This is a genomic window from Segatella cerevisiae (assembly GCF_024054555.1).
Lineage (GTDB): Bacteria > Bacteroidota > Bacteroidia > Bacteroidales > Bacteroidaceae > Prevotella > Prevotella cerevisiae.
The window spans coordinates 1-15512 of record NZ_JAMXLY010000022.1; the positions used below are offsets into that span (position 1 = coordinate 1).

At 43.5% G+C, this 15512-nt stretch carries 6 protein-coding genes; 2 read left to right on the plus strand and 4 right to left on the minus strand.

The window, feature by feature from the left end; all coding sequences use genetic code 11:
- Window positions 1-917: 917 nt before the first annotated feature.
- A complete protein-coding gene (locus tag NG821_RS07060; protein WP_252760956.1) occupies window positions 918-2693 on the minus strand; it encodes a RagB/SusD family nutrient uptake outer membrane protein in 1776 nt (591 codons plus the stop codon).
- 35 nt (window positions 2694-2728) lie between these two features.
- Window positions 2729-5875 carry a SusC/RagA family TonB-linked outer membrane protein gene (locus NG821_RS07065; protein WP_252760957.1) on the minus strand — a complete coding sequence of 1049 codons (3147 nt, stop codon included), beginning with the start codon at window positions 5873-5875 and terminating at the stop codon, window positions 2729-2731.
- 522 nt (window positions 5876-6397) lie between these two features.
- Here NG821_RS07065 and NG821_RS07070 point away from each other — a divergent pair.
- A complete protein-coding gene (locus tag NG821_RS07070) occupies window positions 6398-10456 on the plus strand; it encodes a hybrid sensor histidine kinase/response regulator transcription factor (protein WP_252760958.1) in 4059 nt (1352 codons plus the stop codon).
- A 285-nt stretch (window positions 10457-10741) separates the two neighbouring features.
- Here the strand turns inward: NG821_RS07070 and NG821_RS07075 are convergent, their stop codons facing one another.
- Window positions 10742-11824: a glycoside hydrolase family 43 protein gene (locus tag NG821_RS07075; protein WP_252760959.1), complete on the minus strand. Its 1083-nt coding sequence runs from the start codon at window positions 11822-11824 to the stop codon at window positions 10742-10744.
- Between the two features lie 102 nt (window positions 11825-11926).
- On the minus strand, window positions 11927-14386 hold the full coding sequence (locus NG821_RS07080) for a beta-galactosidase (protein ID WP_252760960.1): 2460 nt from the start codon (window positions 14384-14386) through the stop codon (window positions 11927-11929).
- A 197-nt stretch (window positions 14387-14583) separates the two neighbouring features.
- Between NG821_RS07080 and NG821_RS07085 the strand changes: the two genes are divergently transcribed.
- A complete protein-coding gene (locus tag NG821_RS07085) occupies window positions 14584-15501 on the plus strand; it encodes a DMT family transporter (RefSeq protein ID WP_252760961.1) in 918 nt (305 codons plus the stop codon).
- Window positions 15502-15512 lie beyond the last annotated feature (11 nt).

The window sequence follows — 15512 nt, forward strand, 5'->3', positions numbered from 1 at the left end:
GCATAGAAGTCAACCTTTATCAGGATTAGAAGATAAAATGTCAACCATATGTAGGATTAAGGAAAATAATGAACAACTTAATTCAGGCTTAAGGAGAAAAGTGGTCAACCAATATTAGGCTACCACATCCTCTCTGAATATACCAATTTATATAAGTTATATACTATCGGTATTTCATTAATAACCATGCACTTCTGTTTAAATAGAGATTTTAAAGGATCGATTCTTTCTACTGTTATCTTTGGAGTACTATTGACCGGCAAAGATCCCTGAAATAAGCTAATATCAAGTTTCATGATAAGTTAATTAATATCAATTTTATTTATACAAATAAATTTAGGTTTACTTTAATTTTGCAAATATCAATATTATTAACAATCTAATGTTAAACAAATCATTAATTTGATAGAACAAATTATGAAAAATACATTTTTATATGTTTGGTACAACTCCGTAGACATATAAAAATTGAGGCACACTCGTCCTATGTAAAGTTCATTCCAGTTTTTTTCCTGACTATTTGCAGCGGTACGATCGTCGTAAATATCTGTTATAGATTTCATCTAAACAAGGGTACGATTTCTAATTACCAGGCAAACCGTCTTCAGCTATCTCTTTACATGAAAAAAATCATCAGATCAGACTTTCATTAATCTGATGATTAAGAAATTTATTATGGATCAGTTATTTTCCTTTCCTTTTCAGCAACAACTATAAGTGTTTTTATTTTACATGATTCACTACTAAATATATCGATAAGAAAGTAGCCTCTGTTTTTCACTCTAACTTATAAATCTCTCTCCATCCAGTTTTATCTGAATGAAGAGAGATAAAAATCAAAATATGATAACTAAAATAGTTTGTTTTAGAACATTCTTATAACTTATTATTCATCAGTTATATCTAAAAATCAAGAATTACCAACCCGGATTCTGTTCAATCTTAGCATCTGAGTTACCATCTATCACTGTCTGAGGTATCGGCCACAGAGTCCACTTCGTGATGGACTGCTGGGAGGCCTTGAAGTACCCTTTCCAATAAGGCTGGTAGGCAATATACATGGCATGGTCGTTGATGCTCTTGATGCCGTCTTCCCCCATTCTAAGGAGAGTCACCCAGCGGCGCTCTTCGCCGTACAACTCGCGCGCACGCTCATCGAGGATGTACTGCAGCGTCATATCAGAAGCCGTCGCCAGAACCTTGCACTGGGCACGCTTCCTCAGGATGTTGACGTCAGCCGCAGCGCCTGCCTTGTCACCCTTGCGGAGCTTCTCCTCCGCGCGGAGCAGCAACGTCTCTGCCGAACGTACCGCATAGCGGTCACAATACATATTGGAGCGATTTCCACCGTCACTAATGTCGTCATATCCCCAGTCGTCAACAGGAGCAAGTTTTGTCCATATTGGATAAAATTCTGTAATTCTTTGAGAAGTGGCGTCAAGCATATCTATACCACATTCCTTGCCGTACATGCTGCTCAGCGTGTCAGTGCAGACGAAAGTCCGCCTGATATTGCAGGGCGCATTGCGGATGTCACCCTCATCGTTGTTCCAAATCTGTTCGATCACATAGTCGGTAGGTGCATAAGAAGCTACGCCACGACCGCCGAGATAAGCACAGACGTTTCCGCCGGGATAGTCGGAAGTGTTGATGTTCGAAGCCCAGGGGCCTGCGCCACCGCCGGTATTCTTATAAGCAGAGCCCCAAGTCGCATCACGCAGGACAGGGGATGCATTTCGTGGAGACGGAACATAGTTGTCACCCCCATATTGATGATAAACGGTATAATCATTTTCCAAAGTCCATACTGCCTCAGTATTGCCCTCCGAATAGTCGTAGTTGCCCTCCTGGAAGAGGTCGAAGAATACATTGCCGTCCTTATAGTAGGAATCGATACCGTTCTTTACGTTTCCGGAGACTGCCCTCGTACCGAAACGGGAAGTCATCAGGGGGTGCATTGCCATGACCGTGTCTGCATAAGCGATGGCTGTATCCAACTGGGCAGCATTGTTGTTATTGATCGTAGCCAGGGCAAGGTAAGCTTCGGAAAGGAAGTGGCAGGCTGCACCGCGTGCTACTCTCCCCGCTTCATAAGGATAATCAGTCAGATTGGAGGCAGCACGTTTCAGATCATTGATCGCAAACCTGTACGTCTCTGCCCTCGAGGAGCGGCTGAAGTCAAGTTTAAGTGTCTCATAGAACTTGTCCACAATAGGTACACCCCCGAACATCTCACCAAGGGACAGGTAACCGTAGCCTCGAAAAAACATTATTTCGCCATATGCTTCTGCTTTCTCTTGGGCATTATCCCAAGTGATATTAGCAGAATTATATCCTTCCAATGCTTGGTTAGCATAGTTGACCAACTGATACATGGCATCGAAGATCTTACTGGAAGAACTCGAAGTTGAAGACCAGTTGGAGAAGTTACTGTACCCGTTGCCCGTACTGCGGAAGTAAGGAGTATCCATCTCATCTGCACCAAGGCCACACCAGAAGTTGTCGATCTGGTACCAGTAACGGATATGTACATACAGATTCGTCAGGCAAGCCTTGACCTGATCTACAGTATTGTAAGCATTAGATGTTGTATAAATAGTCTTCGGATTTTCCTTGAGAAAATCATCGTCGTTGCAGGACGTTATGCCCAGCATGGCAATAGCCGAAACCATTAATATATTTTTGATTTTCATATTGATATAAGATTAAATTATCATATAAGGTTCAATTAAAACGCAAGATTTATACCGAATGATACTGTCCTCGATAGGGGATATCCATAGCTATAGCCCGTTCCAACAGTTTGCTGGATTTCGGGGTCTCCGCCCTTCCAATTCGTTATAGTAAACAGATTTTTACAAGCCATATAAATTTTAAGGTTAGAGATTCTCAGATTCTTCACCCATGGCTGTGTAAACGAATAAGACAGCGTCAAGTCGGAAAGACGTACGAAACCATAGTCTTGAAGAGGTTTATAGTTGCCATTGGTATAATTGACGCTAGGATATTTATTGCTCGGATTCTCAGGTGTCCACCAACCGTGATTCAGGTTGTTGTCACCAGTAACATCTGATGCTGTACGGTAAGCATATAAATTTGTACTACGGCCATATCCATTTCCTCCGAAAATACCTGTGAAGAGGAAGTAGAGTTGCAGATTCTTGTATGTCAAGGTGTTGCCAAGACTCATCCTGAAATTCGGAACAGTATAGCCCAGTATCTTACGGTCATTGGAAGTGATCTTCCCGTCACCGTCTATGTCCTCGAATTTGACGTCACCCGGTTTGGCGCCGTTAGCGTCTGCATAAGCCTTGTCTGCGGCAGCTACCTCCAAATTGCCGTTGGCATCATAGGCAGGCTTGCCGTTGGCATCGTAGGCACACTGAATGATACCGATGTTCTTATAACCATAGATGACACCCAGTGATTTGTTCAGGAACAGATTATTGGTAATATCATCTTTGCCGTCACCATAGAGAGACTTCAACTTATTCCTGTTCAAAGAATAGATCAACTGGGATTCCCACTGGAAATTCTTTGTCTCGATATTCTTTGTATTGAGGGTGAACTCTATTCCTAAGTTGTTGATCTGTCCCATTGTAGCGTACATACTCGTCAGACCATTGATAATAACAGGAATGGAGCGACTGAATATCTGATCCGTCGTCTTGGAGAAGTAGCCGTCAAAACTAAGATTAATACGGTTCTTGAGCAAGCCCAACTCGAAACCGTAGTTGATTGACTGAGTCTTCTCCCATGCCAACTCGCTATTACCGAGTGCTGTTATTCTCTGTCCCCAACTCACTTCAGACGTATTGCCAAAGGGATAACTGTATCCTCCTGCTTGGCCAAGGGTAATCTTGGACAAAGTCTCATAAGGGCTGAGGGTCTGGTTACCGTTCTTACCCCAGGAAAGTTTCAGTTTCAAATAAGATACCGGTGTGACTTTCTTCAGGAAAGGTTCGTTCGAGACGGTCCATGCCAAGCCTACTGCAGGGAAGACACCCCATTTATGATCCTCTCCAAAGACAGACGAGCCGTCACGGCGTACTGACAGGTCCAGATGATAGGTATCCTTGTAGGAATAGTTCAGGCGTGCCAGATAACCGACATCATTATGCTTGGTATAACTAATAGAGTTGATCTTCTGGGTCGCAGCATAATTCAAGCCCCAATAGCTCAGAGTGGTATTCCCCAAAGCGGTGAAGTCAGAACCGGAGAAATAACGGTAGTCATAGGTCTTTGAATCTCTGGTATACACCAGTGTCAAATCAACGAAATGCTGGCCGAATTCATGCGTGTAGTCTAGGATGTTGTCCCATACCCAGTAGACGTTCTTGGTCCGGGCAGTATAGCCGTTGGCTTTGGAGAGATAATTAGAAATGGTCGACGGAGAATAGCGATCCTCACTGTCACCTTCTAGGATATAGTTTCCTTCATGAGTGAAATAGTCACGGTTGACATGTCCAAGGGAATAAGTACCGTTCATTCTGAAAGACAGGCCGTCCAACCAAGGACATTTCACCAACAGATGTCCCCGAAGGTCCATCGTATTATAAGTATCGGAATCGTCAATAGTTCCGCTCTTGACGCTCCATAAAGGATTCGTCCTGTATACACCTTCATTCACAGGATATTTTTCTATGCCTGCTCCATTGGGGCGCTCTGCCTGACCATAAGGACTCAGTCTGATAGCCTCATAAAGGTCATACGTTGTCGGACCGGAATAGTCATTGTAGGTATAGGCAGCTTCCGTGCCTATCTGCAGCCATTTCGTGATGTCACTCTGCAGGTGCATGTTCAGGGACGTACGGGAATAGTCGTCACCGATAACGACTCCGGACTGATCGACATAGGAACCCGAAAAGAAATAATTGATATTCTTTGAGGCTCCGGACACTGATGCGTTGTAATTCTGCATTACCCCAGTCCTCGTCACATAGTCAAACCAGTCAATGGTCTTCCCCGCTTTGTAATTACTATACTCAAAAGAATTCATCCACGTCGGGTCAGCATCTTCGGCAAGGCCGCTTAAAAGATTAACCTTTTTGACATAATCGGAAGGACTCAGCACATCCGGTTCACAAGTAGGTGTAGAAAATGCCCAAGAAGTGTTGAAGTTGATCCTCGGCTTGCCTTCCACGCCTTTCTTAGTAGTAATCATAATCACACCGTTTGCAGCCTGAGAGCCGTAGGCAGCAAGCGAAGTAGCATCTTTCAGGACGCTCATGTTCTCAATGATATTAGGGTCAATATCACGATAGCTTCCCATATATATTACGCCGTCCAATACGACAAGAGGATCAGAGCTGCCACTAATGGACTTCTGACCCCTGACCTGCATGGAAGGCGCTTGGCCTGCACCCTGTTGCTGGGATACAGAGATACCACTTACTGTTCCCCTAAGAGCATCCATAGCATTTGTTGTCGGAGACAAAGAGATTGGTGAGTTGGCGACATCGACCGTTGAAACAGAACCGGTAAAGTTCTTGCGCTTGACAGTTCCGTATCCCACAACGATTACTTCATTTAGGGTTTTATCATCTACCACCAAATGTACTTTCACAGAAGCACTTTGTGCCTTAATGGTCTGAGGTTTGTATCCAATATAAGAAATAAACAAATTAGTCCCTACAGGGACATCAAGAGAGAACTTTCCGTCAAGGTCTGTCACAGTTCCTTTAGTGGAACCTGCAGCCTTCACGGTAGCTCCGATAACAGGCTCACCATTCTCATCAAACACATAGCCTGTAATCGATTTAGCCTGCTGTTCTATTCGGATAAGGCTTGATGCCTTCACCTTACTATATCCGTAAGAACATGTCAAGAATACTACTAATCCTAAGAATAGGATCTTAAACTTAGCATTTTTCATGAATATAAAATTTAAATCATTAAGTAATTATTTATCTTAAAATATGATCAATAAAGCCGGATAAACTACATTCTACCTCATTAGTAGATTATCTTACAGTCTAATAAGTTTTACTTTAATAATTACCTTGGAAACCATTTCTAAATGTTATTCTATTAGGTTAATCAATTAAATTAAACTCATTTTTCTCTACCCATTTCACATTATTGAGACTCTTTGCGGAATCTCAAATCGGATGAAAGAGTACTTCAAATAACCTCAACCGTTTCACGGTATCTTCTACAGTAACAATAACTGTCAAAGGATTTAATAATAAATTATGATTATATTCCATTGGTACATTTATTAAGTTAGGTTCTTCTTGGTAATATGTAGGTTCACTTTCCAATTGCAAATATCATTATTATCAACAATCTATGGCTAAACTATTCATTAAATTGATGGAACATATTGTGAAAAAATCTGTTTTATCTATTTTTTATTGCTACATTTGCATAGTAATAACGAAACGATCTCAGTCCCATGAGAAATTATGCTTTAATCCTATTCTGTCTCATCAGCGGTTTATGCAACGCTCAGAAATTTCCTTACCAGGTATCGCAAATTACAAAGAATTCGACATCTGATGAATTCCGATGTGTTTTCTTCGACCAAGTCGGATTAATGTGGCTGGGAACCAATTCCGGTTTACAGGTTTATGATGGATATAGTATCAAGACCTTTAAATCTGACGCTTTCTCTCCAGGCATACTGCCTAACAACCAAATACGCTGCATTACCGAAGACCATCATGACTGCTTGTGGATAGGTACCAGTAACGGACTAATGAAGTTGGACAAGCGGACCGGCAAATTCTATACCTTCCACTTACCTACAGATAATCAGCGTATCATATATACCATCTATTGCTCAAAGGACGGCAAAATCTGGATAGGTACTGACGGTGGACTGTCTTATTATATTCCCCAAGCCAATAAATTCTACACCTATGACCACTCCAATACTTTTAGAGTAAAATCCGGACAAAAAATCCAGAGAATAACTAATTATAGTGTAAAATCTATTACTGAAGACGAACACGGGAATATTTTCTTCGGAACTTGGAATAATGGGCTGATCCGATTTCGCCCCGGCAGTCATTTGTTCTATCAATACCCTGAACTGAATACCCGTAATTCCGCCTATTCCCTTCATTTCGACAAATGGCACCGGCTTTGGGTCGGAACGTGGGGATTCGGAATCATAAGACTTGATCAACCTGAAAACTATGTGAATCCGAAGATTCACCAATATCCTTATCAACCTCATAATTTCGACACCTATTATAAGATAATAGACGGGCCTCAGCCCAATATCCTCTGGGCTTGCTCGAGGGAGGGTGTCAGTACCCTGAACCTCAATGATCCTCATGCACAATGGACGCATTATGCTTCGACCAATGACAGTCCACTCGATTTCAGCAATGATATCTGTAAAGACAATCAGGGGAACATCTGGATAGGTACTTTCAATCATGGCCTTTTCCAAGTGAACACGCATCCGTCTTTATTCAAATTCTGGACACTCGATACGTCCCACTTCCCTCTTTCCATCAACTCCATTACTTCTATCTATACCTCAGACGGTACTTGGTTCTGGCTTGGAATGAATCCTTATGGATTGGCCTTGTATAATCGGAAAACCGGCAAAAGTCTGTTCAGGAACAGCATTCCCGGTTTCGGTGCATTATCTCAAGAGGTCTTGGGAGCAGAGGTCTCATCGATCGTGAGGAGAGACAATGGCGAAATCTGGTTTGCCAACAACAGTTACGGCATACTGATCAAGAAAACTGACGGACAAGTTAAACAACTGACAATTGATAATACACCTTATATTACAGACAATTTTGTCTCGGCTCTCTTCGAATCAGTTGGAAAAATCATGTGGATAGGAACTAGAAGTGACATCAGTATCGTCTATCCTAATAATAAAGGTATCAGATTATTACCTCATGAAGGGAATTCTCAATTTTCCAAATGTGATGTCAGGAACATCACCCAGGATTCACAAGGAAATATATGGCTCGCCACAGACAATGAAGGGATCATCCGCATCAGTGGAAATCCTTATACCCCCAACCGGCTCAGGTATCATCAATATAGCCCGGATCATCATAATTATGCCGTAGATGATGCGACCGCCTGCTACCAAGACAAGAAGAAACGCCTATGGGCCATTTCGAACAGCGGCGGATTGTTTAAATATAACCGAGACAAGGATCGATTTGAACCTATGAACCGCATCTACCATATTAATGGTGACCGTATTTTCTCCATCAATGAGGATCGATCAGGCAATCTCTGGCTCACGACAGATGACGCACTCATCAGACTCTCATTCAGGCATGGAGAAGACATCCCCGACATCATGAGTTTCTCGGATGAAGACGGCCTCCATGACGCCCTCTTCTCTCCCAATGCCTCTTTCCAATATAAGAATGAAATGTTTATCTGTGGCAGAAAAGGATTTTTCTCCTTCCCTACACAGGAAGCCTTTCCCAACCATAGGAAATCTAAGCTGATCATCACAGATATCATTGCTGACAATGAATCCTATGCACAACTGGATTCTTCCCTGAGAAAAAAGATCTCAAAAATCACCCCAACCTATACCCGAGAGATCTCCATTCCTGCATCTATAAGAAAGATCGGTGTAGAATTTGCCCTGCTCTCTTATTCTGATTTGAGACATAACAAATATGCTTACCAATTGACGGGTTATGACAAGGACTGGCAATATTGCCGTAACGGTGCTCATCAGGCCACTTATCAGAACCTCCCTTCCGGAACTTATCACTTGAAAATAAAGGCTGCCGACCACTATGGTCAATGGCAGAATCTGCCGTATGACATCGAAATACAGATATTGCCTCACTGGTATGCTACGGGATGGGCCTTTTCCATCTACGTCCTTCTCTTTATCCTGGCTGTCTACGGTGTCATCAGTTGGTACAAGGGTTACCTCAAGATCAAGAACCGTCTGCAGATGTCCGTCATCTTCACGAATATCACACATGAACTGCTCACGCCGCTGACCGTCATCTCTGCTACGGTAGAGGATCTGCAAAACCGCGCTCCGGAATATAAGAACCACTACAACAGCATCCTGAACAATATCTTCCGTCTGACCTATCTCTTGCGACAGATTCTGGAAGTCAGGAAGTCACAGTCAGGACAACTGAAACTGTTGGTATCAGAAGGGGATCTGACATCTACCGTTAAGAATATCTGTGAGAACATCCAGCCAATGACTTTGAAAAACCATACCCAATTGATCCTGCATATCCCAGAAGAAAAGACTCCCGCCTGGTTCGATCCGGACAAACTGGATAAGATCCTATACAACCTGATCTCCAATGCCATCAAATACAATAGGGAAGGAGGCGAGGTGGACGTTTCTCTTGAAACTGATGGCGGACACGCCAAACTCCAGGTCAGTGACAACGGCATAGGTCTATCCAAGGACAAACTCCGCCATCTGTACAGTAGGTTTTTGGACGGTGACTATCGCAAAATGGCCACTCAAGGCACGGGAATAGGACTTTCATTGACGCACGACCTTGTCCTGCTCCATCATGGCAGGATCGATTGCAAGAGCGTTGAGGGAGAAGGTACGACCTTTACTATCATCCTGCCGATCAGGAAACAGGACTACAGTAAACAGGAGATTGACCATGAACCGGCACTTGAAGAAGTTAAACCGCTATCAGAAAATGCCGGCAGTGATTTCCCGACGGTTACTCCCGATTCCGAAGACGAAGAGAACGGTCCTGAAGACGGTTATAAGATTCTGCTGGTAGAAGACAATACGGAACTGCTCGCCATCATGAAAGCCTTCCTCAGTAAGGAATATCAGATCTTCACGGCCAAAAACGGATTACAGGGATGGAACACTGTCCAAAAGAAAGAGTTGGACCTGGTCGTTTCAGACGTGATGATGCCGGTCATGGACGGAATCGAAATGACCCGAAAAATAAAAGGTGACAAGGACTTTGCGCAACTTCCTGTCATCCTACTGACTGCCAAAACCACTGAAGAAGACCAGAACATCGGTTTTAATTCCGGTGCAGACGAGTATCTCACCAAACCTTTCAGGATGAGAGATCTGCAAATACGTATCAACAACATTATCCTCAACCGTCAGCGAATTCGTGAGCGTTTCGAATCACAAACTGATTTGAGGCCTAAAGAGCAGCATAACAGTAATCCGGAGACGATCTTCATGGAAAAGGCAATTGCCTGTGTGAAGAAGCACCTCTCGGATACGGATTACGGCCGTGATGAATTTGCTAGTGACATGATGGTCAGCCCATCGACACTCTACAATAAACTGCGTGCGATGACTGGTCAAAGTATCATCGGGTTCATCACGAACATACGCCTGAAAGAAGCGTATCAGATGCTTAAGGAGAATCCTTATATCCCGATACAAGAACTTTCAATTAAGGTTGGATTCAACACGCCTCAATATTTCTCAAAGTGTTTCAAAAGGGTCTTCCATATCCTCCCTAAAGATTTCATCACACAAAACAAGGAAAAATGACGTCATCTGCCTTGAGAAACCGGGTATAAAAGACTTGAGAACCGGTATACGACCTGAAGAGAAGTCGTCTGACTTCCTACTATAATTGAGGAGATACCAAAATGGTGCATAATGGTCTACCAAAATGCACCATAATGGTCTACCATTATGGTGCATTTCGCAAACTGTCTCTTACTATTGTCTCAAGTCGGTCTCGATAAAGGGACAACGCCGTCAAGTCACCTTAGTAAACTTCTGAAGGCGGGCACCCGGTTATTATCGAGCACCGGTTATTCAGTTATCTTCTCAATGATTCTGCCAATAACTGACTAGACGTTGAGCTTCCTTTCTCGAAATCCGGATAACAGAACCATGCTTAGGCGACACGAAATTAGTGGCTTTCATTACCCCTTCATTAAATCTGCCAAGGGGTTTGAAAGTTCTGAAATCTGAGGTTTCGACAAACCCGAAATTATGAGGTTGGATACTGTAGATGTCATACATGGTCACCCATTTGTTTTGACCGATCCGTTTCCAGGTCTGAGGAGCTTCGCAACCGCCCTTCTCCGAATCTATCTGTGGAGCTGTCGTCACATATCCCCGATTGATATGGTTACTGATAGCATATCTGATGCCGGCCGGATTTTCCTGAGCAACATAAGTCATGAAATAGCGACCGTCAGGCATAGGACAGATATCTGCATCGATTGTCGGAACTTTAGGATCATTAAACTTAAAAAGAAGTACGGGTTTGGAAATGAGTTTCGTGAAATTCTCATTGACGTAAGCATAATATAAATGGCAGATATCATCGGGATTCTTACGCATGGTAAAATACAGCATCAACTGATTAGTTTCCGGATCCCAGATCGTTTCGGGAGCCCATACACAGCAAATATCTTTGAGTTCATCCGGAAACGCTTTGTCAAAACGAATTTCTGTATGTGTCCAGTGAATCAGATCTTTCGAGCGCATCAGGACAAGTCCGCGATTATTTCCCCAGCCATATTTCTCAGGACGTTCCCAAAGTGTAGGACGAAGTCCGAGTTTCTGAGCATAGATATGCAAATCGGTCATAGCCATATAGAACCAGCCATTAGGTGCACGATAGATATGAGGATCACGAATGCCATGTTGCTCTGCCACAGTGTCACCGGCTATCACAGGTTGCCCATCATTTATAGCGGTGAATGTATACCCATCATAACTGATACCCATGAATAAGCTATGTGTAGCATCTGTAAAATACGTAAACAAGTAAGCGCCTTTGTCTCTCCAAAAATGGTTTTTACCCATTGACAACATCGGCACAGTGCACAATCCCGCCACGAGCACTATTGACAGCCATCGTCTTAAATGACACGCCGGTGAAATAAATCTATGAATCATACTAGTGACTTTATTTACAGTTCTCAAATTCTATTTTTCCTCCACTTATCTCACAACCGTCAGCATAGAATCGTACGGTTGAAAGAGATGAGTTTTGAATGCTCAATAAACGAAGATTTTATAACTGCCAATGCTTTCAGGAGCACCCTGTTCAGCACGGGGCAGATAGTCAAATCCTGTAACCGTCTGATTAGATCCCAAATCTATTACGAGTAGATGCGGGAAGGATTTTCCTTTTACCGTACTCCAATACGTACTTTCCTGCAGATCAAAGGCCTTCTCTCCGGTATGGTTGTTAAAGACATCCTCGCTGTCCGCATACTTAACGGTCCAACCGTCACGATTGAGGCGATTACCGGCAGAATCTCTCAGATAGAGTTCTGCTATAGAACTGACGTCCTGTCCATTCTGGTTATCCATGATCTGAAGAGCGAGATAGCGACCTGTTACCGGTTGTGCGAAATGAATGGTCTGCCAGCCATTACCCGGTTTCATCTGACCGGATGCCACAGGCGTCTTGGAATTCAAGTCAGGTTGGTCTTCCGGTTGGTTATGAGCAGCCGACTTCTCCAGATGCAGTTTATTCAGTTCAGGATGGTTCTCAGCATAGCATACAGGCGCTCCTTGAGGACCGGTTATATCCAGCACAATGACCTCATTCCTGCCCTTCTTCAACCAGCATCCGGGAAGGTAAAGCGTCTGTTGGGGACCAATATGCCAAAATCTTCCCAGAGCATGGCCATTCACATAAACCAATCCCTTTCCGAAAGCCTCCATATTAAGAAAGGTGTCTCCAGTCTTCTTGAGATTAAAATAGCCCCGATAATAACCCATTCGGTTCTCGTCAGCAGAATTCTCCCAGTTTGATACAAGGTTCTGACTCCCCTTGACTCGGAAAGCCTTGACAGCATCGGCATAAGTATCTGGTATCGTATAACTCGTCCAGTGCTCCGGGGCATAACTCAGCGTTCCTAAAGAATCCTTGCTCTCCAAGGCTACAGAACCCGTAATACCTTTATAATCTTTTATCGCACGACCGAAATTGATGCGCCCCATTCCCTCTACGACGATCGTCAACTTGTTCTGCGATGCATTCATAGCAGGCAAAGCTATCGCATTCTCACCCAGTACCCGGTCAATTTTCCCCATCCATTTTCCATTGATGAAGATCTGACCATAGTCATGGAGGCCATTGACCGTCAACACAGTAGGATGATCGATACGGGGGAGAGTCGTCGTGTAGATCATGCTTCCCCAACCCATATTCATATCCTCGAAAGTTTTCAGCCCTGAGCCCATGCTGTCCACACCATTGATAAGAGGTGCATGCTCAGTAAGTTTGAACGAAGGAATGGAAATCAACTTGGCTACCGGTTGAGGAACCTTCGGGAGTTTAACGGGACTGAATTTCTGCATGACCTTCCGGAGAATCCAGAATTTCTCTGTCGGCAGACCATACTCATTGATCGGAGCGTCATAATCATAAGAAGTCACGTCAGGAGCAAAACCGGGACTGTTTGCCCCTGCCCAATGCCCGAAACTCGTTCCTCCATGTGTCATATAGAGCGAGAAGGAAATACCTTTTGAAAGCATCTCATTGATCCCGTCAACCATTTCGGCAGCCGGGCGCGTCTCATGATGAGCACCCCATTTATCAAACCAACCACTCCAGAATTCAGAACACATTTTAGGAGACTGAGGCCGGAGCTGGCCCAGGCGGGCAAACTGCTGGTCAATATTTGCACCTGTGCCAAAGTTCATTGTCCACAAAAGATCATCCAATCCATTATTCTCAAAATTGGAACTCCAGTCACACTGGAAGAGGACGACTTTCCCCCAATCCGTTTTCAGCATATCCCGAATAGCCCGGACATAAGGCTTGTTGACGCCATAACTCCCATATTCATTTTCTACCTGCACCATGATGATAGGACCACCGTGAGCAATCGTCAAAGGTGCAAGTTGCTGAGCGACCTTCTCTTCAAAGATCTTGACCCTTTGCATGAAATAAGGATCCTGCTCCCGGAGTTTGATGTCCTTCTTCTTAAGGAGCCACCAAGGCAGACCTCCCATTTCCCATTCTGCACATACATAAGGTCCGGGGCGGACGATGACATACATACCATGCTTCTGTGCCAACCGGCAGAAAGCAGCCACGTCCTTATCGGCAGTAAAGTCAAACTTCCCTTCCTGAGGTTCGTGCAGATTCCAAAAGACATACAGGCACAACGTATTCATTCCGAGTGCCTTGCACATCTCTATCCTGTTCTCCCAATAAGCGCGAGGTATACGGGGATAATGAATTTCTGCCGCCTTGATGACAAAAGGTTTGCCGTTCAACAGGAAAGTACCGTTACCGACAGCAAACTTCGAATCTGCATTGGCATTGCTGACCAACTTCTGTCGGTTCCGAGCTTGTACCGGACTTTCTACATAAGGTCTCCCGGTTTCCATCAGACGTGACGAAGTACGATACACCGTAGACGAAGAAGCCCGGGCAAAGTCAGGAAGCAACAGGCCACAAAAAGCCAGAGATAATAAAAGCGTTTTCTTACATATCATAGGAAAAATTTCATGTTAAGGTTCAATAGTCTTGATATTATAAGACAAAATTAGTTATAATTCCCGGATTCACCAAATCAAATCTTCAAAAACAAGAACCTTATCCATAATATTGTCTCTTGTTTACTTCCAAGGCAGATAAGACGCCTATTTCTTTTGTATATTACAAGAAAAAGTGTAATTTTGCACCCTGAGAAATGAAAATCAGTAATCTAACAAAAGGTTATATCCTTGGTGCAGTATCCGCCGCAAGTTATGGGACGAATCCTTTATTTGCCATACCCCTTTATAAAGCGGGCATGACAGTGGGTTCCGTCTTGTTTTACCGTTATGGCATAGCTGCCGTTTTAATGGCATTTCTCATGTTGTATCAACGTCAGTCCTTTTTCGTCAAGCGTAAAGACCTGGTATGGCTCATTATCTTGGGACTTCTCTTCAGTGCTTCGTCCCTGTTCCTTTTCTTAAGTTATAAATATATGGATGTAGGCATTGCCTCAACCATTCTTTTCGTATATCCTATCTTGATCGCCATCATTATGGCTGTATTTTTCCACGAGCGGATGAACTTGTCCACTATTCTATCCATCAGTCTTGCCGTCATCGGCATTTCCATGACAGAAAAAACTTCTACGGGGGATCCTCTTAGTTCTACCGGAATCATATTCTCATTCCTTTCAGCGATCACTTACGCACTCTATATGGTGGGCTGTGATAAAACATCACTGAATAAACTGCCCAATTTCAAACTCAATTTCTATGCTATTCTTTTTGGAACGTCACTTTATATCATCATGCTTCATGGGTGCACCCGTCTACAGCCCATTCCTCAACCCAGTCTCTGGATAGACGCAATTGGTTTAGGGATCTTCCCGACTGTCATTTCACTTATTTTCCTGACAATGGCCATCAAATACATCGGTCCTACAGCTACCGCCATATTGGGAGCGCTGGAGCCGGTCACTGCCTTGATTATCGGTTGCTGCTTTTTCAATGAAATGATCAATGCCAGAATCATTTTCGGCATCATACTGGTTCTCGTATCTGTTGTCCTGATTATAGCAGGAAAAGATATTAGCCTAGTCTATAAAATGAAATTCAGTCATAAGAACAAATAAGCTTCAAGTTA

Excerpts from the sequence above, each read along its gene's own strand:
- NG821_RS07060 (WP_252760956.1), bottom strand. The coding sequence starts at position 2,693 with ATGAAAATCAAAAATATATTAATGGTTTCGGCTATTGCCATGCTGGGC.
- NG821_RS07065 (WP_252760957.1), bottom strand. The coding sequence starts at position 5,875 with ATGAAAAATGCTAAGTTTAAGATCCTATTCTTAGGATTAGTAGTATTC.
- NG821_RS07070 (WP_252760958.1), top strand. The coding sequence starts at position 6,398 with ATGAGAAATTATGCTTTAATCCTATTCTGTCTCATCAGCGGTTTATGC.
- NG821_RS07075 (WP_252760959.1), bottom strand. The coding sequence starts at position 11,824 with ATGATTCATAGATTTATTTCACCGGCGTGTCATTTAAGACGATGGCTG.
- NG821_RS07080 (WP_252760960.1), bottom strand. The coding sequence starts at position 14,386 with ATGATATGTAAGAAAACGCTTTTATTATCTCTGGCTTTTTGTGGCCTG.
- NG821_RS07085 (WP_252760961.1), top strand. The coding sequence starts at position 14,584 with ATGAAAATCAGTAATCTAACAAAAGGTTATATCCTTGGTGCAGTATCC.